Origin of the sequence: Psychrobacter pulmonis (genome assembly GCF_904846465.1) — a bacterium.
GTDB classification, from domain to species: domain Bacteria; phylum Pseudomonadota; class Gammaproteobacteria; order Pseudomonadales; family Moraxellaceae; genus Psychrobacter; species Psychrobacter faecalis.
In genome coordinates this window covers 129127-152171 of sequence record NZ_CAJHAT010000003.1, presented here as the reverse complement: position 1 = coordinate 152171, position 23045 = coordinate 129127, and the positions used below count along the sequence as shown (strand labels likewise).

General features: G+C 44.5%; 17 protein-coding genes and 1 pseudogene. 13 read left to right on the top strand and 5 right to left on the bottom strand.

Features of this window, described 5'->3' with window-relative positions; translation table 11 throughout:
* The first annotated feature begins 149 nt into the window (after window positions 1-149).
* The 3 genes from cysT to JMX70_RS06995 all read left to right on the top strand — a co-directional run bounded on the left by cysT (window position 150) and on the right by JMX70_RS06995 (window position 2813).
* On the top strand, window positions 150-1031 hold the full coding sequence (cysT, locus tag JMX70_RS07005) for a sulfate ABC transporter permease subunit CysT (protein ID WP_068405497.1): 882 nt from the start codon (window positions 150-152) through the stop codon (window positions 1029-1031).
* Window positions 1031-2017, top strand: coding sequence for a sulfate ABC transporter permease subunit CysW (cysW, locus tag JMX70_RS07000; protein ID WP_201590791.1), 987 nt, complete (start codon window positions 1031-1033; stop codon window positions 2015-2017). The genes cysT and cysW overlap by 1 nt, the downstream gene beginning before the upstream one ends.
* A 73-nt stretch (window positions 2018-2090) precedes the next feature.
* The gene (locus tag JMX70_RS06995; protein ID WP_082894303.1) at window positions 2091-2813 is read left to right on the top strand and encodes a sulfate/molybdate ABC transporter ATP-binding protein; all 723 of its coding nucleotides are present in this window, start codon (window positions 2091-2093) and stop codon (window positions 2811-2813) included.
* A 138-nt stretch (window positions 2814-2951) separates the two neighbouring features.
* Here the strand turns inward: JMX70_RS06995 and JMX70_RS06990 are convergent, their stop codons facing one another.
* Window positions 2952-3275 (bottom strand): ArsR/SmtB family transcription factor, encoded by a 324-nt coding sequence (locus tag JMX70_RS06990; protein ID WP_144296175.1) that lies wholly within the window; start codon window positions 3273-3275, stop codon window positions 2952-2954.
* A 286-nt stretch (window positions 3276-3561) separates the two neighbouring features.
* Here JMX70_RS06990 and JMX70_RS06985 point away from each other — a divergent pair, with 286 nt between their 5' ends.
* The 3 genes from JMX70_RS06985 (at window position 3562) to bfr (JMX70_RS06975) (ending at window position 5255) form a co-directional block, all read left to right on the top strand.
* Window positions 3562-3753: a (2Fe-2S)-binding protein gene (locus JMX70_RS06985; RefSeq protein WP_068405488.1), complete on the top strand. Its 192-nt coding sequence runs from the start codon at window positions 3562-3564 to the stop codon at window positions 3751-3753.
* A gap of 460 nt (window positions 3754-4213) precedes the next feature.
* Window positions 4214-4702 carry a bacterioferritin gene (bfr, locus tag JMX70_RS06980; protein ID WP_068405485.1) on the top strand — a complete coding sequence of 163 codons (489 nt, stop codon included), beginning with the start codon at window positions 4214-4216 and terminating at the stop codon, window positions 4700-4702.
* Between the two features lie 70 nt (window positions 4703-4772).
* Entirely contained in the window at window positions 4773-5255 is a 483-nt protein-coding gene (gene bfr, locus JMX70_RS06975) for a bacterioferritin (protein WP_102076432.1), read from the top strand.
* Between the two features lie 144 nt (window positions 5256-5399).
* On the opposite strand, the gene JMX70_RS06970 is transcribed toward bfr (JMX70_RS06975), so the two are convergent.
* Window positions 5400-6776, bottom strand: coding sequence for a DHA2 family efflux MFS transporter permease subunit (locus tag JMX70_RS06970; protein ID WP_068405478.1), 1377 nt, complete (start codon window positions 6774-6776; stop codon window positions 5400-5402).
* A 332-nt stretch (window positions 6777-7108) separates the two neighbouring features.
* Between JMX70_RS06970 and yghU the strand changes: the two genes are divergently transcribed.
* From yghU to JMX70_RS06935, 7 genes are all read left to right on the top strand, one after another.
* Window positions 7109-7990: a glutathione-dependent disulfide-bond oxidoreductase gene (yghU, locus tag JMX70_RS06965; RefSeq protein WP_201590788.1), complete on the top strand. Its 882-nt coding sequence runs from the start codon at window positions 7109-7111 to the stop codon at window positions 7988-7990.
* Between the two features lie 447 nt (window positions 7991-8437).
* Entirely contained in the window at window positions 8438-9514 is a 1077-nt protein-coding gene (locus JMX70_RS06960; protein WP_227671192.1) for a DUF1176 domain-containing protein, read from the top strand.
* Window positions 9515-10133: 619 nt separating this feature from the next.
* Entirely contained in the window at window positions 10134-11798 is a 1665-nt protein-coding gene (locus JMX70_RS06955) for a DEAD/DEAH box helicase (protein ID WP_191689842.1), read from the top strand.
* 224 nt (window positions 11799-12022) lie between these two features.
* The gene (locus tag JMX70_RS06950; RefSeq protein WP_201590785.1) at window positions 12023-13267 is read left to right on the top strand and encodes a DUF819 family protein; all 1245 of its coding nucleotides are present in this window, start codon (window positions 12023-12025) and stop codon (window positions 13265-13267) included.
* Window positions 13268-13598: 331 nt separating this feature from the next.
* On the top strand, window positions 13599-15362 hold the full coding sequence (gene capB, locus JMX70_RS06945) for a caprolactamase subunit beta (RefSeq protein ID WP_201590782.1): 1764 nt from the start codon (window positions 13599-13601) through the stop codon (window positions 15360-15362).
* A 46-nt stretch (window positions 15363-15408) separates the two neighbouring features.
* Window positions 15409-17490, top strand: a complete 2082-nt coding sequence (gene capA, locus JMX70_RS06940) for a caprolactamase subunit alpha (protein ID WP_144296168.1) — start codon at window positions 15409-15411, stop codon at window positions 17488-17490.
* 159 nt (window positions 17491-17649) lie between these two features.
* Entirely contained in the window at window positions 17650-18765 is a 1116-nt protein-coding gene (locus tag JMX70_RS06935; protein WP_144296167.1) for an AraC family transcriptional regulator, read from the top strand.
* Between the two features lie 198 nt (window positions 18766-18963).
* On the opposite strand, the gene JMX70_RS06930 is transcribed toward JMX70_RS06935, so the two are convergent.
* The 3 genes and pseudogenes from JMX70_RS06930 to JMX70_RS12670 form a co-directional block, all read right to left on the bottom strand.
* Window positions 18964-20391, bottom strand: coding sequence for a reverse transcriptase family protein (locus JMX70_RS06930; RefSeq protein WP_201590779.1), 1428 nt, complete (start codon window positions 20389-20391; stop codon window positions 18964-18966).
* Between the two features lie 3 nt (window positions 20392-20394).
* Window positions 20395-22581, bottom strand: a complete 2187-nt coding sequence (locus JMX70_RS06925) for a hypothetical protein (protein WP_201590777.1) — start codon at window positions 22579-22581, stop codon at window positions 20395-20397.
* A 280-nt stretch (window positions 22582-22861) separates the two neighbouring features.
* Window positions 22862-23035 (bottom strand): annotated as a pseudogene (locus JMX70_RS12670) (hypothetical protein); the annotation flags it as partial.
* Between the last annotated feature and the right edge of the window lie 10 nt (window positions 23036-23045).

Here is a 23045-nt window from a genome sequence, read left to right as displayed (position 1 = left end):
AACGTCCAAGCACCTAAAGGACATGGCTACCCACGCTATGTCCTTTATCGCTTACACAGACCCATAATAAATACATTAAATACATCTGATAGCACGTGGTGCTTACAAGCAGCAAATAAGCGCCAGCAGTTAGGCAATAGGACATCACTATGAGTGCAACAACTTCTCCTGCCAGCAAACCCATCAAGAAAGGGTGGCTGACGCGCTTGCGTCAACGCAATGTGCTACCAGGGTTTGGGCTAAGCATGGGCATCACCGTCTTTAGCTTATCGTTACTAGTGGTGCTACCGTTTGCCATGATGGCCTATACCACGACACAAATGGGCTGGACGGGTTTTTGGGAAACCATTACTCAGCCGCAAGTCACTGCTGCTATCAAACTCAGTTTATGGATGTCGTTTTTGGCGATGCTAACCAACATGGTGTTTGGTACGCTGGTCGCTTGGGTGCTGGTGCGCTATGAATTTTGGGGTAAGTCGCTGATTAATGCCTTGGTTGATTTGCCATTTGCACTACCGACAGCGGTTACCGGTATCTCGCTTGCGACTCTTTATGCACCCAATGGTTTAATCGGCCAGTGGTTTGCCAAATTTGACATCCAAGTCGCCTTTACGCCACTCGGTATTTGGCTCGCTTTAGTGGTCGTCAGCTTTCCGTTTATCGTCCGTGCGGTGCAGCCAGTGCTTGCAGAATTGTCCGTTGAATTCGAAGAAGCGGCGGCGGTATTGGGTGCCAATCGTTTAACGACCTTTCGTAAGGTAATTTTGCCAGAGCTATTGCCGGCTTTACTGATGGGCGCGGGTATGATGTTTGCCCGTGCCACTGGCGAGTATGGCTCGGTGATTTTTATTGCTGGTAATATTCCGATGCAGTCTGAGATTTTACCTTTAATCATTATTAGTAAGCTTGAGCAGTTTGATGTGCAAGGCGCATCCGCTGTCGCACTTTTTATGCTACTGATTTCGTTTGTAATTTTATTGACCATTAACATCGTACAGTGGAAGCTGTCTCGCCGCGTAGGAGCCCGCTAATGCAAATTTCTAATAGCTACGACTACCAAAGCAACCCAGCGACTAAAGACACGCCATGGATACGCCGTACCTTTATCACCATCGCGGTGTTATTTATGGTCATCATGTTGGTCGTGCCACTGTTCGCGGTCTTTTATGAAGCCTTTAAAAATGGTTGGCAGTTGTACATTGCCTCACTGGTCGACCCTGAAGCCTTACAAGCGATTAAATTAACCTTGATTACTGCGGCGATTGTATTGCCGATTAATATGGTGATGGGTATTGCAATTGCTTGGCTCGTGACCCGTTATCAATTTAAAGGTAAGCAGCTGGTGACGACATTGCTTGATTTACCGTTTTCGGTGTCGCCGGTGGTTGCAGGTTTGATGTTTGTGCTGTTGTTCGGGCTGAACTCTACCATTGGTGGCTGGCTTGAAAGCATGGGCTTTCAGGTGATTTATGCCGTACCAGGGATTATTTTAGCGACGTTATTTGTGACCTTTCCGTTTGTCGCCCGTGAGCTGATACCTTTGATGCAGACGCAAGGTGATAGCGAGGAGCAAGCAGCATTGACGCTAGGTGCGACAGGTTGGCAGACCTTTTGGCATGTGACGCTACCAAATATCAAATGGGCGCTGCTGTATGGTTTGATTTTGACCAATGCACGGGCAATGGGCGAGTTTGGCGCAGTCAGCGTAGTCTCCGGTCATATCCGCGGTGAAACCAATACCATGCCGCTATTGGTTGAGATTGCTTATAACGATTATAACTTTACTGCGGCCTTTGCCTTATCGAGCTTACTTGCTGCCTTGGCACTGGTAACGCTGCTAATACAACAAGTGATGACTAAGCTGCAAGAGCGCAAATTTGCCAAGTCTGAGCGTTTAGTTAGTGCGCCTGAATTGCCAGTGAGTGCCAATGCTAGCAATGCATCAAATGCTAAAGACGCTAAAGACGCTAAAGACGCTAAAGATGCAACCTTAGCAGAAAGCAGCGGTCGTCTATAAGCGTTATTCTATACATTAAGCATCGTAAAACCACTTGCCATGTTAAGCCAAAAATATAATAAGAGAACCCATTATGAGCATCGAGATTCGCAACGTTAATAAAAAATTCGGTAATTTTACCGCCTTAGATGATATCAATATTACTGTACCAACAGGCAAGTTGACGACGTTGCTTGGTCCTTCAGGCTGCGGTAAAACCACCTTGCTACGTATCATTGCTGGTCTTGAGTATGCAGACTCTGGGCAGATATTATTTGATGAGCTCGATGTCACCAATACACCAGTGCAAAAGCGCCATATTGGTTTTATGTTTCAGCACTATGCGTTATTTCGCCACAAAAACATCGCCGATAATGTCGGCTTTGGCTTAACCTTGCTACCGAAGAATGAGCGCCCAAGTAAAGCGGATATCAATAAGCGCGTTGCTGAATTGCTAGACCTAGTACAGTTGCCGCAAGTTGCCAATGCTTATCCGCATCAATTATCAGGTGGTCAGCGTCAGCGTATCGCGCTGGCACGAGCCTTGGCAGTAAAGCCAAAACTATTATTACTCGATGAGCCGTTTGGCGCGCTAGATGCCAAAGTCCGTAAAGAGCTGCGCACTTGGCTAAAAAATATCCACCACGAGCTGGGTATTACGAGCATTATGGTAACCCATGACCAAGAAGAGGCGCGGGCGGTATCGGATGAGATTGTGGTGATGAATCAGGGCCGCGTCGAGCAAGTAGGGACGTCAGAGGAGCTGATTCACCAGCCAGCAAACGCCTTTGTCAGTGATTTTTTAGACCTAGTCTAATTTAGGCTTGAAGGCGTATTTATATTAAGGGCGTATTTTAAAACAACGCTTAAAAACAAAAAAGACCTATCAATGATAGGTCTTTTTTATGTGCTCAATTATTTGTCGTTAGACTTTCTCAATCTGCTTTTTTTGACATTAAGCAGGCTTTGGCATATTGATGTCTTTAGTTGATATTTGCTTATAGGTGATTTCTAAAATATCTTGGCACCATTTTGGCAAATCATCAGACACCTCGTACCACATCCACGTCCCATCACGAACACAGCTTAAAATGCCCAGTTTTTTCAAATGATTTAAGTGACGCGAGATGGTCGGCTGCGGCTGATCGAGTATTTCTACCAATTCACCAACACAGCGCGACTCTTTATTAAATAAGATTTGAAAAATTTTTAAGCGCGTTGGGTCAGACAAGACTTTAAATAACTCAAGCGGCTGTATCGTAGAATTATTATTAGACATAGAACAATTCCAATATAGATTTAGTTAATAGGGGGTCAATATAACAGCAGTTAACGGTAAAAACGATTAAAAAATGAGCAGATTTACAGTTCGTCGCCATTTTACTACCTTTGGTACTTTGTGGTTACACCTAAGACTGTATTCAGTTACATGGATAAAGTTAGGGTAATATATCTTTTAGCTGTACCTAATATGACGGATAAATATACCAAATACTATTGTAAATGGTAATAATTATCGTTATTATAAAGCATAATTAGCTAGATATTCATAGTAGGAGCCGCACATGTACGTATGTATCTGTAACGACGTCAAAGACAAACAAATCAAAGCTGCCATTGCTTCAGGCATTGACACATTAGAGGGGTTAAAAGACACCCTTGATGTAGCGACGTGCTGTGGCTGCTGCGAACCTATGGTCAACGACTTTCTTGACGAACATCATGCCAAGCTTGATGCGTTGGCCTACGCAGTTTAAGAAACAGTTTAAGCATTTGCTTGTATCCACTTCTATTGCCAATCCGTTCAAATCCCGTTTCTGCTTTCCCTCTATCTGTAGTGTTTTAGCCGCCAATTCGCCTTTATCCGCGTTCAAATCATCTTTTTATGGTTAAAAGCCATCACCATGAAAGACGATAAGTAACCCAAAAGGCGAGTGCGGCTATCCTTTATCTCTGTTTGCCTTCATAAATCACCTATTAAGATTACTCGCTAAACGCTATCGGTGTAAGCGAGTTAATTATAATTCTCAATTAGCATCTTATTCTTAGTTCATATCGTTACAAGCGCTACGGCGTGCCTATGCTACTATATCTATCTAACTTTGTAAGACGTTTGATGGGTTTTAATCTTTACTGATTGGTTTACGAATGGTACTTTAACTATATTTATTATTGTGAATGTATTAGTAGCCAAATAAAAACATAGGAGTATGAGTCATGATAGGCAGCCAAAAGGTCATTGATTATTTAAATTTTTTATTAGGTGGCGAGCTTGCGGCTCGTGATCAGTACTTCATTCATTCTGAGATGTATGCAGAATGGCATTACGGTAAATTATACGACCGTATCCACCATGAGATGCAAGATGAAACGCAGCACGCGCAGGCGATTATCCGCCGTATCTTGATGTTAAGCGGTACGCCGAAGATGCGCGTCAATGAGATTAATATTGGCGCAACGGTACCTGAAATGCTGCAATTGGACCTGGACTTAGAATATCAAGTACAGCAGCATCTAAAAGACGGTATTGCGCTTTGTGAAGCAGAGCACGACTATGTGACGCGTGAGATGTTGGTTGAGCAGCTCAAAGACACCGAAGAAGATCATGCCCATTGGTTAGAGCAGCAGCTGCGCCTGATTGATATGGTTGGTCTGCCCAATTATTTACAAAGCCAGATGGCGGAAGTGTCTCCTGATATTGTTTAGTATTTTATATATTAAGCAGTTTTCACGAATATTAAATTGATAAATGAATAAGCAGGACAGGGAGAACAGCATGAAAGGGGATAAAGAAGTTATTCGCGCACTCAATCAAGTGCTCGGTCAGTCATTAATCGCCATCAATCAGTATTTTTTGCACGCTCGTATTGCCCGTCATTGGGGTTTAGAGGCATTAAACGAAAATTTCTATAAACAATCTATTGCAGAGATGAAATGGTCGGATGATCTTATTGCGCGTATTTTATTGTTAGGCGGTCTGCCAAACCTGCAAGATTACGGCAAAATGTTCATCGCAGAAGATGTGCCTGAAATGATTGACTGCAACTTGCGCTTAGAAAAGCAGAAGTTCTCTATCATAACTGATGCAATTACCTTGTGCGAGAGCAAGCATGACTATGTCTCGCGTCATTTATTGGTTATCCTAAAAGATGGCAATGAAGAGTATCAAGACTGGCTTGAAACCCAAGAGGACTTGATTAAAGACGTTGGCATTGAAAATTATATTCAGTCACAAATGGATGATGACCACACGCCTTAAAGTTATAAGAATTGCCGTTACTTGCCAGCGTATCCTAAGATAAGTTTTAGATTAACTGATTTTAGGTTACGCTGGCGTTTTTATATTTAATGCTTTTTTAATGTTTGTTACTTTTAGAGATAAGTATCTTTCAATACCAATAACTTAATATAAGCCACGACCGTCTTCAGGTTTGAGGCGTAAAAAGTATAAACCTGAAAGGATGGTTAAAATACCCAGTATCCAATAGGTGGTCTGAAAGGCGACCAAGGTATCAAGCTCGAAGCGTTCCCGCAGTAGATTCAAGACCGCCGCCCCAAAAGCGATGCCAAAGCTAATCGCCAATTGCTGATTGACCGCCATTAAGCTGTTACCGCTACTGGTCTGCGCGCCCTCTAAATCACCGATAGTAATGGTATTCATGGCACTAAACTGCATGGAATTACAGGCACCCATGACGGTCAAAATAGGGATAAACCAAATCCAATTTGCCGCATCATTAAACTGCGCTAAGACAATAATAAGCAGGCCTATCAAAAAGGTATTGGCCACCAACACCTTGCGGTAGCTAAAACGCTGAATAATTTTACTGACCCAAGGCTTGATACCGATTGCACCAACGGCAATAGGTGCAAGCAGCCAACCCGCTTGCGACGGTGAGTATTCAAACACCACCTGTAGTAATAGCGGCAATAAAAAAGGCACGGCGCTGATGCCTAAACGGGTGAATAAGTTGCCAGTAATACCGATACGAAAAGTGCGAATATTAAATAAACTTAGTGGAAATAATGGAGCTGCACGGCGTTTGGCATGCCACACATACGCGCCTATCAAGATACTAGCGCCGAGTGCGAGTAGCAAACCGTAAAACCCACGCCCAGTCTGTGAGCCAAACTCGACCGCCAAAGTAAATCCGCAAGCGGCGGCAGCAAATAAAGCAAAACCCGTCCAGTCTAAACGCTTGGTGTCCTCAAACAAAGCAGGTACCAGCTTTTTACCCATGATAAAACCAAATATACCCATCGGGATATTGATGAGAAATATCCAATGCCAGCTGGTATATTGCACGATATAACCGCCCAATACTGGTCCAACTAGGGGCGCGATTAACGCGGGTATCACCGCAAAGTTCATCACGGTTAATAGCTTATTACGCGGATAAGATTTGACCAATATGAGACGCGCCACAGGGGTCATCATCGCGCCGCCAATACCTTGGATGACGCGCGAACCAATCAATAAATTCAACGTTGGGGAGGCGGCACACAATAGTGAGCCGATACAAAAGATGATTACAGCATATAAAAACACCCGCCGCGTGCCATATTTATCAGCCAAAAAGCCGCTTATAGGAATAAAAATCGCCAAGGTTAGCGCATAGCTAATAACCGCCCACTGCATTTTTAATGGTGACTCGCCAAGGGCTTGCGCCATTTGCGGCAAAGAGGTGTTTAAGATGGTAGCATCTAAAATCTGCATAAATAGCGCCACCGCCAAGACATAGGGTAGGTATTTATCTTGCGTTGGGGTTAGGGTTACCATATTGTCATCACCATGTCTTTTGACCTCATCTTTTGACTTCTGTTGTTAAGCCTATCTCTAAAAAGCTGTTAAGTTGGGCTAGTATAAAAATAACCGCCTATGAGTTAAAGAGTAGCAAAGTAACGGTGTAAGCTCATTCATAAGAAGTGTGTTCTCAAACGCTTTGATACTCGTGCTCGTTACTTTTAAAAATGGGTTACAAGACAGGGCTTTAACTAAAGATTTGCTATAGTAGAATTATCATATAGGACGACGTGAGACTAATATAAATCTTTTGCCGCCTCAGTCTCGCTTTGGCTCTGTTTTATACAACAAAAAAAATAGGAATTATTATGAGTAGTGACAATTATCAATCAAACAATGACGAAAATAATGACACTCAAAACAACCATACCAAAGCCTATACGCCGCCTAAAGTATGGAAAAACGACAGCGAAAATGGTGGTAAGTTCGCCAGTATCAATCGCCCAACAGCTGGCGCGCGCCATGAGCAAAAATTACCGGTCGGCGATGCACCTTTACAGCTGTATTCACTAAATACCCCGAATGGCGTCAAGGTAAATATCTTGTTAGAGGAGCTTGCCGAGCTGAATGTTAAAGGCGCTGAGTACGACGCCTACAAAATAGATATCTCTGCGGGCGATCAATTTGGCTCAGGGTTTGTCGCTATCAACCCCAATTCTAAAATCCCGGCGCTGGTTGATTATACTGATGCTTTAAATGATAAAAATGCTGGCGAGCCTATTGCGCTTTTTGAGTCGGGGGCTATTTTATTATATTTAGCGGAAAAGTTTGGCAAATTTATCCCAATGCAGCAAGGTAAAGCGCGCGCAGATTGTCTGTCTTGGCTGATGTGGCAGATGGGTAGTGCGCCGTTTTTAGGTGGCGGTTTTGGGCATTTCTACGCCTATGCGCCCGAACCGCTAGAGTATCCTATCAATCGCTATACGATGGAGACCAAACGCCAGCTTGATGTGCTAGATAAGCACCTCAAAGACCACGAGTATATGTGCGGTAATGATGAGGCGGACTATAATATCGCTGATATGATTATCTGGGCGTGGTACGGTCAGCTGGTGCTTGGCAAGCTTTATGATGCGGCAGAATTTTTACAAGTAGATGATTACAAAAACATCAAACGTTGGGCACAAAAAATCGCCGACCGTCCAGCGGTAAAACGCGCCGTAGAGTTAGAATTAAAGCCTATTGTTTAAAGGTTTAACTTTATCAGTTTATATTTAAATAGTCGTAGCAAAACATAAGTTTTCATAAAAAGGTTAATAAGCCATTGCTTGTTAACCTTTTGCTTTTCTAATATTCGTTATTCCAAATATATTTATCGATATATCGCTTTTTGACTATACTTTCGTCTTTACATAATGGTACATTAGTATAACAGATAGAAACATTAGTACGTTAAGATAGCAGCCACCGCCTTCTTGGGCAGGTGTTGATATTTCTTCTATTAATGAGTAATGACTATGAAGAATAATAAAACTCAGCCTATACTACTACCTCTATTCAACGAGATGGTTTTTCTACCTTTACCATTCACTCGTCAATCCCATCGCGCATGTAGTCTGCTAACAGACAATGCTCCTAGCAAAAACAACCCGCATAGAAAAAACATTTCGATAAAAATAAAAAAGTTGCCTTTATTCATGACAAAAAAAATGATACTACCGTTATTTGCTGCCCTTAGCGCCGCTTTATTGAGTTCAGTGACGCAGGCTGCCACGCCTGTAAGCTTTAGTAATCAAGATTGGGAAGTCGCTTGCGACAATACGCGTACTTGCCGGCTGGCAGGTTACCAAGCGGAGAATAATAGCGATTTACCTGTGTCTTTACTATTGGTACGCCGCGCAGGAGCAAACGCTACCGTCGATGGCAAAGTAAAGCTTGGCGGCGCTAAAGAAAGCTCTGCTAAAGCGCTGATGCAGCTTGGTAATCGCCATCGTATCTCACTGTTTATTAATGATAGAGATTATGGAGAAACCAAGCCTTACTCAGTAGCCGCAGGTCATGCCGAGCTAACCTCAGCGCAGGTGAGCGCGCTGCTTGATGCCTTGACCAAATCAAGCAAAATTGAGCTAGTGATTCGCAATACGCGCTGGCAGTTATCGGATAAAGGGGCCAGTGCAGTGATGCTCAAAGCCGACGAAGCTCAAGGCCGGGTAGGGACCTCAAGCGCTTTTATTAGCAATAACACCAGTAAATCTAATAGTGGCATCTTATCGCCGCAAGCCGCTCCTTCACTACGACTGGTCACTCCTAATCCTAACGCCCTCTCTAGTAGTAAGAAAAAATTTGCCATGCGCTCATCGCAGTTGGCAGAGATGATGAAAACCACTATGAAAGATGTCAACACTGAATGTCCAAACTTAGCGGATAAGACAGCGTGGCGCGTCAGCCGTTTAAACAGTAAGCAGCTGCTCGCCCAGCATGATTGTTGGACGGGCGCTTATAACACGGGTACGGGTGTTTGGGTATTCAATGACACTAAGCCTTATAAGCCGAGCTTGGTGACGACAAGCGCGACCGATTATGGCGATGGTAAAATAACCTCGGTGCAAAAAGGCCGCGGGCTTGGGGACTGCCTAACTAAAAGTGAGTGGATCTGGACAGGCAGAGCGTTTGAGAAAAGTCATGAAAGCACCACAGGTATGTGCCGGCTGATAGAGGCGGGCGGCGCTTGGCAATTGCCAACCTATGTGACGGAAGTGAAAATGTCGCGTTAATAGCGCGTATGTTAGAAATTATTGTATTAAAGATAAAAGCGTTGAAGCGGCTGTATTAAAGACTGGCGCAGCGGCTTTTTAGCCTAAATTGTTTGAGATATGACCTATTTTTACCATAAACAGAAAAATAGGTACTGTTTGCGCTAATGTTGTGCTATACTGCGTCGCCACGTTAGCATAGACTAGCGTGAATTATGAGATTGATAACATCGCCTGCGATTTTGGGTCTAGGATGACCATAAGTAATTGTTGCCGATGATTTTGTGTACTTAAATAACCTTTTCTATTAATAGTGAAAAATCCGTTATTTTTGACTCATATCTTATCTACTGACCGCTATATCGGTTAGATTGGTTGTTACCAGCCTTTATCTGCTTTGGACAAAGCATTGATAATGCGCTTTTAGCAAACAAGGATAAGACACTCGGCACTACCACCAAAATACGTCAGACAGCACGAACGCCTTTATAATATTGACAAGCTTTATGGCTTGGCTTTTGATTGTTAAGCCTTTTTAAGGTGAGACAATAATTTTATAAATGCGGCGTGATGAACGGTTATCAGTGGTATGCATCAAGCTTGCTGAATTTACAGCAGCTTATACTTACCAAGGATTACTATGACTGACATCTTATCTGCTATCGCCGCTGAAAACGGCATCATCGACAGCACTGACACCCCAAACACAACTGCAACTGCTGATACCAATAATCAAGCGGCTACTACTGACGCTGCTGAAGAAAATAAAATCACTTTTAGCGATCTTGATATTGCCAAGCCGATTTTGACCGCGCTTGACCGCGTTGGCTATACCAACCCAACACCTATTCAAGAACAAGCCATTCCTTTTGCTCTAGCGGGTCGCGACTTATTATTGTCAGCGCAAACCGGTAGTGGTAAAACTGCGGCATTTGTTATCCCCGTACTTGACCGTTTAAGCCGTGCCACTAGCTTTGACAAATTAACCAAAGCCCTTATCTTAACGCCAACGCGTGAGCTTGCTCAGCAAGTACATGACAGCGTTCGTACCTATTCAAAAGACATGCGCGGTCTGTTCTGCGTGCCATTGGTTGGCGGCGCACCGTACAACGGTCAGATTACTGCGCTAAGAAAAGGCGTTCAAGTGATTGTTGCGACGCCTGGTCGTTTACTTGACCATATCAAAGCCGGTCGCGTTGATTTATCAAACCTTGAAGTGTTGGTACTTGACGAAGCTGACCGTATGTTAGACATGGGGTTTGCTGATGATATCAACGATATCTTGAAAGCGGCACCTGATAATCGTCAAACGATTATGTGTTCAGCGACTTGGGATGGCCCTGTTGGCAAGATTGCGGCGAGCTTCACCAAAAATCCTGAGCGCGTTTCAATCAAAGTTGAATCGGCGCATATCGAAGAAAAAGTATACTACTGTGATGATTTTGATCACAAAAACCGTTTGCTTGATAAAGTTGTTTGTGACAAAGATATGGAACAAATCATTATCTTTGCAGCGACCAAACGTAGTACAGAAAAATTGGCCAAACAGCTGCAAGAAGCGGGTCATAAAGCCAGTTTCCTACATGGCGATTTGCCGCAGAGCAAGCGTAACCGTATCGTACAAGACTTACGTAATGGCAAGGTTAAAATCCTAGTAGCGACCGACGTTGCTGCTCGCGGTCTTGATGTACCAGCGATCTCACACGTTATTAACTATGACTTGCCACGTCAAACCGAAGATTACGTCCACCGTATCGGTCGTTGTGGCCGTGCTGGTCGTACTGGTATTGCTATCAGCTTATGTAGCATGGATGATCGTCCACAGCTAAACGCTATCAATCGTTACTTAGATCGCAAAATGGAAGTCTGTGTCATCGAAGGTATGGAACCTAAGAAGACTTATGTACCGAGCGAAAACAAAGGTAATGGTCGTGGCCGTGGTCGCGGACGCTCTAACGGCGGTGGTCAAGGTCGTGGTCGTTCAGCAGGCGGTTATGCAGGTCGTTCAAACGGCGGCGGCAATGGTCAAGGCCGTGGTCGCTCAAGCGACAGCGCGCCGACTGGTCAACGCGCCAGCAATGACAGCGGTTATCAAGGCAAGCCAAGTGAGCGCTCAGGTGGCAAACCCTATCAAGGCAAACGCACAGGCGCGCCTAGCCGTGGTGACGGTACCAGCGCACCACGCGGCGATCGCGCTGCAACCGGTCGCGGTCGTCCAAGTGGCAGCCAAGGTCGCCCAGCGAATCGCTCTGACAGCCGTGGTCAAGGTCGTCCAACAGGCGGCAACCGTGGTAGAAACTCGTAATAACGTTATAATGAATGGTTAATAATGGCTTAAATAAATGTCATTATTAATCATATAGCGTCATATTAAAAAGCCAGATACTTGTTATCTGGCTTTTTTGTGCGTCAAAATACTTGTATGTTTCACTAATAAAAAGTCAACAATGCTATATCGTTGCTTGCGCGTCTTTTTCGCCTTGTCTATACTGACAGGCTTTTAATCATCGTGTGCTGCGGAGCTGTCTGATGCCCGATATTTCTCATTTAGCCATTGGTAATCTGCCGTTAGCCTTTGGCATTATCATGGCCATTATTGGTTTGGTGTTTTATACCCAAGGGCTGCCTGGTAAGTTTTGGCGCCGCTTTTATGCCGTACTGCCGGGTATTGTATTGTGCTGCTTTATTCCTGCAACCCTAAATAGCTTGGGTGTCTTTGCTGATGGTATTGGTTCACAGATTTATGGCTTTACCGCCACCTATCTGTTGCCAGCCAGTTTGCTATTGATGACCTTGTCGATGGATGTGCCAAAAATATTAGGTTTAGGCTGGAAAGCCATTGCGATGTTTTTTGCGGCTAGTATTGCCATTGTTATTAGTGGGCCGATTAGCTTAGGTATTGCCAAATGGATTTCGCCTGAGATGTTTACCGACGATACCTTATGGCGCGGGTTTTCAGCGGTCGCGGGTAGCTGGATTGGCGGGGCAGCAAACCAAGCGGCGATGAAAGAGCTGTTTGGCGTCAGTGATGATTTATTTGGCATGATGATTTTGGTCGATACCACCAATGCTTCATTATGGCTACTGGCTATTTTGGTGTTGACTAAGCATAAGGATAAGATAGATCGTCTGTTGAGGGCGGATACCAGTAGTATTGATAAAGTGATTAAGGCGGTTGAGAATTATGAGCGTGATAATGCTCGTCCAGCGACTTTAAATGACCTGATGGTGATGTTTGGCTTGTGCTTTGCCATGGTGGGTGTCGCGCACTTTGTCGGTGGTCATATTGCAGGTTTTTTTGCACCTTATAGTTGGGCAGTACAATATAGCTTTGCTAGCTCGTTCTTTTGGATGGTGGTAATTATTACCTTAATAGGAGTGATTTTTTCCTTTACCAAAATCCGCCGTCTTGACCATGTTGGCGCCTCCAAAATTGGTACGGTATTTATCTTTGTATTGATTGCCGCTATTGGTATGCAAATCAATCTTGCGGGTATCGTCTCGCAGTGGCGACTACTACTCATTGGTTTTTTATGGATGAGTATTCACGTCGTCATTATCTTTGCTGTGGCTAGGATGATTCGTGCACCGTTTTTCTTTTTGGCAGTTGGCTCTAATGCTAATACTGGCGGTGCGTCATCAGCTCCAATCGTTGCAACGGCCTTTCATCCATCACTCGCGCCAGTTGGAGTATTTTTGGGTATTCTCGGTTATGCGGTAGGTACTTTCGGTGGTTATATCAGTACCCAAATGATGCGTTTGGTAGTAGGGTGAGCGCTAATATAATGCTTAGAATTTGTAGCGGTAATTGATAGATAGTCAGATATGCAAATTCATAGGGCAATGCATCACAACCGATGCATTGCCCTTTTTTTGTAAACACTCTATCAAAAAATCGAACTCACAAGCCTTATCTAGATATTTGTGCACTCACAGTCAAAAACCCTGCACTGTCAGTCAATCTATTTGCCAAAAACCTCATTAGGATAGATGACAGCCAGACAGAGAATAAGTGAATCTGTAAGTATTAACGGTCACATTGGGCGCTATATTTTACAGAGCCGCTCTTATCTTCTGATATAAATTTCTAGACAGGGAGTCTCACATGAGCAACGCTCACACTTCAATTGATCCTATCACCTTGTCAGTCGTACGTGGTGCCTTAGAAACGGCACAGCGCGAAATGACGACAACGTTAGAAAAAACCGCCCGCTCTAGTGTTTTTAACCTAGCTCACGATTATAGCAATGCTTTATTTGATCATCTGCCTGAGATGATTTTGCAAGGTCAAGATATTCCTATCCACCTGGGCTCACTCATGCCTGCCATGAAAGCCGTGGCTGAATATTACGGTGATGACATCCACGAAGGCGACGTTATTTATCATAATGATCCCGTGATGATGGGCAGTCATATCTTAGATTGCTGTATGTATAAGCCAGTATTCTATAAAGGCGAATTGGTGTTTTGGACAGTGTGTAAAGGTCACGTCACTGATATTGGTGGGCCTGTACCTGCAGGCTATAACCCAGATGCCAAAGAGATATACGCAGAAGGTTTACGTATTCCACCTATCAAAATTTGGGAGAAGGGCGTTAGACGTCGTGATGTCATTAACTTAATACACAGCAATATGCGCTCTCGCCGTAATCAAGAAGGCGATCTCAATGCCCAGTTTGGTGCTTGTGCGGTCGGTGAGCGTAATATGATCGCGCTGCTAGACAAGTATGGCGTAGATACCGTCCGCGCTGCGATTAATGAGCTAAAAAATATGGCTGATATCCATATGCGCTCGTTGATCTCCTCTATCCCTGATGGTCATTATCATGGCGAGGCGGTGTTAGAAGATTCAGGTCACGGCTTGGGTGACTTGACTATCAGCGCTGACATCGAAATTACAGACAGCAATGTACATATCAAGATTACCAGTCCGCCACAAGTGCCTTATTTCATCAACTCCTACGCTGGTAACTCAATGTCTGGTGTACTACTAGGGCTGATGATGTTTGCGCAAGTAGATCCGCCATATAACGAAGGGTTGTACCGCTGTGTCACCGTAGACTTAGGTGACCATGGCACGCTGTGTAATGCGAAAGAGCCTGCCCCTCATGTCAACTGTACCACCACACCGATGGAAACTTTGACCGACGCAGTGCGTATGGCGTTTGAAGATGCCGCGACGGATCGAGTAATTGCCTCTTGGGGTCATGCTTCTGGTATCAACATCTCAGGTATTGATCCAAAAACAGGGGAGCAATACGTCACCATGATTTTAGCATCAATCATCTCTGGTGCTGGCGCGACTCAACAGATGGATGGATGGCACGCTTGTGGCCCATTATGCTGTTTTGGCGCGTTAAGCTCTGGTGATATCGAGCTACTAGAGTATCAGTATCCTATCTTAATTCATAAGTACGGCTTGGCAGAAGACAGTGGCGGTGCTGGTGAGTATCGTGGTGGCTGCGGCACGGTATGGGAAGTTGAACCATTAGGTCATGAAATGACGGTTGTGGCATTTGGCGAAGGCCGTGAGCATCCAACAATGGGGGCCGCTGGTGCTGAACAAATATCACCTGAGCTAAAACTGGGACGCTTAGAGATTATTCATCAAGATGGTGTCACTGATTTATATAAGCAAAACACCGTTACTGAAATCCAGCCAGGTGATCGTGCACGTAACACCAACCCTGGTGGTGGCGGTTACGGCAGCTCGTTTGTACGTTCAATTCCCGCCGTATTAAAAGATGTAGAGGAAAGAATCATATCAGTGGCAGCAGCTAAGACTGAGTATGGTGTGGTTATTGACCCACACACGCTCGCAGTAAATGAAGCAGAGACTGAATCATTACGTCGCAAGATGACAGCATAAAACCAAAAACTAACTGCTATTAAAAAACTTAAGTTAAGGATAACTGATGAAAAATGATTTTAGAATTGGCGTCGATGCTGGCGGTACATTCACTGATTTTGTCTTAGCAGAAAAAAGTGGTGATGTGCATCTGTTTAAAGCACCTTCTACGCCTGAAGATGGCACCTTGGCCATTGCTAACGGGCTACAGCAAATAGCCACGCAATTTAACCGTCCTATTGAAGATATTATCCAAGCTTGTGATTTGTGTATTAATGGTACGACGGTTGCGCTGAATGCCTTGATTCAAATGAAAGGGGTTAAGGTCGGGTTGTTATGTACTAAAGGTCATGAAGACAGTATCGAGATACGCTTAGGGCATAAAGAAGAGGGGCATCGCTATGATGCCAGTTACCCACCAGCGCCACAAATTGCTACTCGTGATCGTCGCTTTCCCATTCGTGGTCGCATCTTAGCCGATGGTACTGAGTATGAACCTCTGAACGAACAAGATGTGCTCGATGCTATCAAAGTATTGAAGGAAAAAGACGTCAAGGCGGTTGCCATTTCTTTTGTCTGGTCGATACGCAATACGCAGCATGAACAACGTGCAAAGGAGCTAATCGAGCAGCATATGCCAGAAGTATTTGTTTGCTGTGGTAGTGACGTCTATCCGCAGATTAAAGAGTACACCCGTACTTCGACAACGCTAGTTAACGCCTATCTAAGTCCAGTCATGGCGTCGTACGTACATAAGATTGATGACTACTTTAAGGCATTAGGCGCCGCGCAACCTGTTCGTTATTTCCAGTCTAATGGCGGGCTTGCGGTCGGTAGTATCATGCGAGAGCGGGCAGTGAATGCTATTAATTCAGGTCCAGCATCAGCACCGCAAGCGGGTCTGTATATTGCCAGTCCTTTTGGGATTGACGATATCATCACGGTTGATATGGGTGGCACCTCTTTTGACATTACAATGGCAAAATCAGGGCGAACCAGTCTTAATCGTGACATTGATTTTTTACGTAATCGTATAGGCGTGCCTATGATTCATGTCGAGACATTAGGGGCAGGTGGTGGCTCTATTGGTCATGTCAATACCTTTGGCATGCTAGAGGTCGGCCCTCAAAGTGCTGGCGCGACTCCTGGGCCGGCATGTTATGGCAAAGGGGGTGAGCTGCCAACTGTCACAGATGCTAACTTAGTATTGGGTTATCTGCAGCCAAATGCAGTATTGGGCGGTAGTGTGACCTTGGATAAAAATAAAGCGACACAGGCGGTACAAACACACATCGCTGATCCATTAAACATTGACTTGGCTCATGCTGCATTTGGTATCAGCGCTATCGTAAACCAAAATATGTCTAATGCCATTCGCCGCATCACCATTGAAAAGGGTTATGACCCAAGGGATTTCGCGCTCATTTGTGCAGGTGGTGCAGCTGGCATGCACATTATTGCTTTGGCTGAAGAGATGGGTATAGGTACTATTCTGATACCAAAAATTGCCTCATGCCTCTGTGCCTTTGGGCAAATCATCTCTGATATCAAGTATAATTACTTGGCGACTCAAATGATGATTCTTGCACCAGATGTAGAGTTGCGAGCACTCAACGCGAAGCTACAAGAGCTTGAAGCACAAGGTGTCCAAAAACTGTTAGAAGATGGCTTTATAGACGACGATATCACCATTGAACGCACTATGGAGATGCGTTATGTCGGTCAAGTGCATGAGTGCAATGTACTGATACCAAATGGCAAACTAGATGCTGATAGTGTCAGCACTATCTTAGAGTCGTTCCATCAGCGTCATCGCGAGCTATATACTTATGATGAGCGTGATAGTAACGTGGAGCTGGTCAATATCGAAGTCGCTGTCATCGGTAAAATTAGTAAGCCAAAACTACCAACACTTCCCGCCCAACAAGGTGATATCAGTCGTGCTAAAACTGGTAGTCGTGAAATGCTGTTTGATCAATCTTATGACTGGATAGAGACGCCTATTTATGACGGTGAAAAATTCGGTGCTGGTGCGGTCGTTACAGGCCCTGCACTCATCCAAGAGCCAACCACTACAGTGGTTATTAAAGATGGATGGCAAGCAGAGCTGCATGAGACTGGAACTTATAAGTTAACTCGGGCGGCGTGATATACATTTAAAATTTATGTTGCGTTAAGGCATCAAAGGTTGAACGGGATTCAGCGTGTGATGCCTTTTTTGCTTTTATTTAGAATATAAAAGACGATTATTTATCAATAACTGGTAGGATATCAGTACAGTTGTATACCATATATCGAGTGTTCAAGGATGAATGCAAATCAAAAGCCAAACAGTTATCAAAATACCCCTTATCAACCCTTGCAGGCAGGTCAGAAAAAAGATATCTCTGATAGTCATAGTACGTCTACTTACTTTCTAAAAACCAGTGGCATTCATGCGTTAGATGCTTCACCAAGTAATAACAGTATTCTAAGCTCTTTGGTATTAGACCGACAGACCAAGGATAAAGTGCAAACTTTAAATGCCTTTGATTGGAAGCGAACCATTAGTGACACTTACTTTGATCTTGATGTAAGTTTTCGGCAACCAAATACGTTTTCTGGTTTTTTGCAACATGCCAAGCTTTTAAACGTAGGCGTTTCGCACTATCACGCCAACACTGTGCACTATAACCGCAGTGTAGAAAGTTCGGGTTATGCTGATGACAGTATTTTAATGACTTTTCCTATCAAGGGTGACGTTCGTTTCACTCAAAAAGGACGACAGCTAACGTCTACACCAGGTCATTTCTTTATTGAGCTATCTAGCCTGCCTTACGAGTTTTACCATCTGTATGAAGCGTCGCTGTATGTGATTAAAATACCGTTAGCGTTACTTATGCCTCAAATGGGTGCGATAGAGCGGCAATTTGCACGTAGTTTAACGATTGATGAAGGTGCTGGCAGGCTGCTAGTATTTCAGATTAGTCAAATACTAGCGCTTATTCATAACAACCAGCTGGGCGACTTGGAGATAAAGATACTAGAGCAGCAACTGCTTAACCTGATTGTCTTAACCTTAAGTGCGCCAAAGGAAGTCGTGATGAGCGGTATGTCTTCGATACAATCGTTGCATTTAAAGCGTATAGAGCACTATGTGAATTTGCATTTGGAAGATCCTGATTTGATTCCCACAAAAGTCGCGGCTGCTTGCCATCTTTCCGTCAGATATTTGCATAAGCTTTTCACTGATTTGCCGTATACCTTTTCAGAGTGGATAAAAGAGCGGCGCTTAACACAAGCCAATCATATTTTGAAGAGCAAAAGCTATGTGACTATTGATGAAGTGGCTTATAGAGTAGGGTATCGCGATCAAAGTTACTTTTCACGCATTTATAAGCAGCATTTCGGTTATTCGCCACGAGATACACCAAGCATAGGTTAGCCATTGTTATGTCCTTCGTCATACAGGCGCTGTATGATTTGTACATCACGCCTAAGCGCGTATATTAAGGAAAAACAATATGACTGATGCTATGAGTGATAAGTGGTGGCACAATAATGTGTTAATAAACATAGGGACAGGCAAAACCATATTTTATTTTTGCAATATTACCTGTCCCTATTAATGATTTTAATTTCTCTAATGAGTATTTACTGTGGCGGCATTGCCCTTTATCTCGACAAGCTTACCCTGGTCTTGTAGCACCGCAAGTTTCTCTAAGTACGTTTCCCCCAATTCACGTTCCGCTGAAGCGATCCAAGCGGCATATCCTGATAAAGTTTCAAGCGTTTCGCCCTCACGTAAAGGTTGCCCTAATGCTAGATTATGAAGGGAGGCACGTAGCATGCGCTTTATTTTGCGTGGCACGCGTGGCACACCTTCGCCATTGACCACCATGCCCGTTACGTTGTGCTGATTACCCATACGTATGACGCGCGTCTTATCATTGTTTAAGATAAAACCTTCTTCCTGCAAAATTTTATGCACAGAGCCTAATAACTGTCCAATCAGATGGTTATGATCAGACGGCTGGGCGGCGTTTTTAATGCTGGTAGAATTGGCTGGCAAGCTAAACGTCAAATCATCAGCATAGCGGCTATAGCGCAGACCTATTTTTTCCGCCAGTCCTGTCAGACGACGATCAAGATTTAAGCAAACGATATTTGTTAGGGCAGGACTGGTTGGTGCGCCTTGCGGTAATGCTCTATCGCTGAGCGCCACATAATACGTTTTGCCATTTTGCTGCACCATCTGTCTTGGTGATTCTGTACACAATAAAGCCAGCAACGTGGCTATTTGCTCAGGATAGCCTGCATGGCGAAACACACCCTTGACTCGGCGCCAATGCACACTAGGAAAGAAGTCTTTTACATCCAGTTTGATAAGCAATGCGCTATTACAATGCACGGTCGCATTGGTAACAATAGATTTACCACGGACAAACCCGTGTGCGGCGCCATGAGTCATCAGATTGTTTAGGATGTTTTCTAAAATCCAGCGCTGGACAAATTTGAGTCGAGGAATAGGCGACCATATCTGCCTAGGCGTGCCGTTACGCTTATTGATGGTAAAGTGTGTGTAAGGAATATTGCTAGCCACCTCTTGTTGATAGCATAGGCCTTTTAACTGCGGCACCGTCAGATTGACAGCACTTGCCAATTGCGTATGCTTGCTGATAAGTGGTAGCTTATTTTCAATGAGTCGATTGCTAGCATCCTTGGTATCCCACTTGTCGATGCTGGTATCATCTGACCAATAGATGTGGCGCCCAAGATAAACGATATGCTGTGCTTTATAAGCTTGCCATGCTATCTTTTTGAGGTTTTTTTCTTCAGCCGCCTCTTTCTTAAGAGACTTTTTGTAGCGTTCACGCTCTTTTGGCGACATGTTATCTATGGGCTTACGCTCGACCATAAACCCATGCTGTACCATTTGCTGCTGGATATACTGATAACGCCCGCCAGCGTTTTCAATGTCTTGCCAAAGTTGTTGCCATTGACGCTCAGCTGGGGTCATAGTCTGCGCAGGGGTAATGTAATCGGTTTGCTGATTGTTTGTTGTGCTCATGGGTTATACCCCTTTATTTTCGATAAAGCCTTTGGCTTCAAATCTGGCAAGATGTTGTAAAAACGCTGCATGTGCGGCGGCAGGCTGATTGAATATGAACTGCTGACGCGTGCTGTCATCATCGATGATCTGTTCGATCAGCACTTTTTTATCATCGCAGGTCAAATGCACATAGCGGATGGTATGCTCAGTAGAGTTATTTGTTGAAGGCTTTGCTTGCATATCATCTGATGGCAGTCCTTGGGCAAGAGCTGATAAATCTAAGATATCACTGGTGGGCAACATTGATTGAGCTGTCTCTTTAGCAAATAATGGTTTTGCTTTCTGCCTTTGTTGATCCTTACTTTTTTGCTGTTTGGGTACCCGTTTACTAAGCGTGCGCGTGTCATAACTGCTGTTTGTCTGCGTGTGGTCGTATTGATGGTAGCTTAAACGCAGGGCGATAAGATGCGCGCAGATGCCTTGGCTAAGGCGATGCTGTAAATACTGTGGACAGCTGCACACGGCGCGACTGACCAACCCATCTTCGCCCAATTGCAACTGGCTTTGATAAGTACGACGATCTTCTTTTACATGGATATCAGCGCTGATGGAGACGCCTTGTCCTACCACTGTCTGTACGTTTAGATTCTGCACACCATCTTCACGACCAACTATGTCAAATGCCTGTTTTTCTGCCTCGCTATGATGCGCAAACTGCGACATATCGAGAGGCGTTTGCGTCAACGGGCGATAATGATAAGACTGGTTGGCCATATCATAGCGAATCAAACCTTGCTGAGCGCCAGATAGTAATTGCTGACGTACCTGACTGGCTGTAATAGGGTTATCTGATGTACGCTGCGCCGATAAATGCTTGGTCAAGGTATCGATACGGCTAGGTTGCTCCGCAAGCGTTTGTACTAGCGGTAATAAATCATCGTTGTTAAGGTTTTCATTATTTAGTGCATTTTGCTGCGGGCGCTTGGGCAATAACAAATCAAAATTTAGTGATTGCGACCAGTTGGCTTGGCTAAATCCTGTCATGGCAAAGGTAAAATGAAAACCCTTACCAGTGAGCGTCCAGTAGCTTGGCATCCCTTGTCCAAGCAGCGACACACTGACCGTATCGGCATACGGCAACAAGCGCTTTAATAAACTCAGGCGGCGGCGACCCCATAAGCGGATGAGCTTGGATTTTTGTCCTTGATACGGGGTTTGCTGGCGACTGACTTGGCTGGTGACAGCTATATCAAATGGCTCTAAAATTATCACTGGCAGCTGCTGCGGTATCAGCTCGATTAATAAACCACGGCGCTTGCCCTTGATATCGGCATGCATACGTAGCTCAAATAAAACGTTGTACAAAGCAATAGGGTCAAGATCAACTCGTTCGTGTGCCAATTGAGCTGCAGACTGTACTTGCAATAGTGCGCGTATCCAACTTTTGGGTACATTGATACGTTTTTCGATGACCTCGCTCACTGTGGTCGCAGATTCGGTTTCGTTACTTGCTGCGTCTGATGTGTCTGCTGGCTCTGAGCGTTGTAGATGTACCGCCTCTTGACCAATGTCTAGCAGGGTTGTTTGGTGATCACTAATCTGCTCGATACCATCAAATAAAGCGCTGCTGTAATCAATACTGGTGGTACCAAGCACTGGTGCAGAGTTTGTTTCAAATAAATCATGCTGCAAGGTTAATTGCGCATAGCAGCCTTCATCACGGCTAAACACCTCAAAGCTAACGCCTTCTTGATGCACTTGAATGATAGGATCAAGAAGACAAAAGGCTAAAGGGTCATTATTGAACAGCCAGGTGAAGTAATCACGCTGTGCAGAAGATAAGTTCTTATGACGACTGGCACGGCGCATTTGCATAAAAACGGCATAGGCAGCGCGATCTTTGGGAACATAGCGGTAGTCACTACTGACCACATCAAATAAGGCAAGTAAGCTATCTCGAAAAACCAGCGGATCTTTAACCGTGCCATGAAAGCTGACGGCATCGCGATCTAGTTGTGTGAACAGCGCCACATGTCGGCTGTGGGTAGATTGCTGATCGGCAGATAAGCTCACATGACTGGGCGCGGCATAATTCAGCTGCATCGTCATGCCATTAGCATTAATGTCGTCACTACCTGTTGGCATGTCATCTTGACTGATTTCTGAGGCCTCTTGCTCAATTAAGTTGTCGATTTGATTATTGGTCATGATGCTGTCCTTCGCCCTGATCTCGTTGATTATCTATAGCCTGTAAATGTGTTGTTCTCATTACATTTAAGTTAGGCACTTGTGGGCGCTTTTGCTGAGCGCGTGTCAATCCTCGTTGCCAGCGGCGCAAAACTTTGTAAGCCAGCTTTTGAATATCAATGTCAGCGTGACTATCAGCATCAGCATCAGCAGGTGCTTGCATTAGAGCATTAAGCCACGTGCCAATGTTAGGGTCGTGTAGCTGCCCAAGTGCTTCGATGGCGCGTACCCGTAGTGACATCTCCACCTGATTGTCCTGTGCATATTCATATAACGTAGCGGCATCCTTAGCTTTTATGGCTAGCAGTAATGGCTGGTTTATATCTGCCTGAGGCGTTACATTGAGTGTCTCAATATTATCACCACGTTGTGAGAACAAGCCCACCAATCGCGACAACACACCTGCTTCATTTATTTTGTTTACT

Excerpts from the sequence above, each read along its gene's own strand:
- cysT (WP_068405497.1), top strand. The coding sequence starts at position 150 with ATGAGTGCAACAACTTCTCCTGCCAGCAAACCCATCAAGAAAGGGTGG.
- cysW (WP_201590791.1), top strand. The coding sequence starts at position 1,031 with ATGCAAATTTCTAATAGCTACGACTACCAAAGCAACCCAGCGACTAAA.
- JMX70_RS06995 (WP_082894303.1), top strand. The coding sequence starts at position 2,091 with ATGAGCATCGAGATTCGCAACGTTAATAAAAAATTCGGTAATTTTACC.
- JMX70_RS06990 (WP_144296175.1), bottom strand. The coding sequence starts at position 3,275 with ATGTCTAATAATAATTCTACGATACAGCCGCTTGAGTTATTTAAAGTC.
- JMX70_RS06985 (WP_068405488.1), top strand. The coding sequence starts at position 3,562 with ATGTACGTATGTATCTGTAACGACGTCAAAGACAAACAAATCAAAGCT.
- bfr (WP_068405485.1), top strand. The coding sequence starts at position 4,214 with ATGATAGGCAGCCAAAAGGTCATTGATTATTTAAATTTTTTATTAGGT.
- bfr (WP_102076432.1), top strand. The coding sequence starts at position 4,773 with ATGAAAGGGGATAAAGAAGTTATTCGCGCACTCAATCAAGTGCTCGGT.
- JMX70_RS06970 (WP_068405478.1), bottom strand. The coding sequence starts at position 6,776 with ATGGTAACCCTAACCCCAACGCAAGATAAATACCTACCCTATGTCTTG.
- yghU (WP_201590788.1), top strand. The coding sequence starts at position 7,109 with ATGAGTAGTGACAATTATCAATCAAACAATGACGAAAATAATGACACT.
- JMX70_RS06960 (WP_227671192.1), top strand. The coding sequence starts at position 8,438 with ATGACAAAAAAAATGATACTACCGTTATTTGCTGCCCTTAGCGCCGCT.
- JMX70_RS06955 (WP_191689842.1), top strand. The coding sequence starts at position 10,134 with ATGACTGACATCTTATCTGCTATCGCCGCTGAAAACGGCATCATCGAC.
- JMX70_RS06950 (WP_201590785.1), top strand. The coding sequence starts at position 12,023 with ATGCCCGATATTTCTCATTTAGCCATTGGTAATCTGCCGTTAGCCTTT.
- capB (WP_201590782.1), top strand. The coding sequence starts at position 13,599 with ATGAGCAACGCTCACACTTCAATTGATCCTATCACCTTGTCAGTCGTA.
- capA (WP_144296168.1), top strand. The coding sequence starts at position 15,409 with ATGAAAAATGATTTTAGAATTGGCGTCGATGCTGGCGGTACATTCACT.
- JMX70_RS06935 (WP_144296167.1), top strand. The coding sequence starts at position 17,650 with ATGAATGCAAATCAAAAGCCAAACAGTTATCAAAATACCCCTTATCAA.
- JMX70_RS06930 (WP_201590779.1), bottom strand. The coding sequence starts at position 20,391 with ATGAGCACAACAAACAATCAGCAAACCGATTACATTACCCCTGCGCAG.
- JMX70_RS06925 (WP_201590777.1), bottom strand. The coding sequence starts at position 22,581 with ATGACCAATAATCAAATCGACAACTTAATTGAGCAAGAGGCCTCAGAA.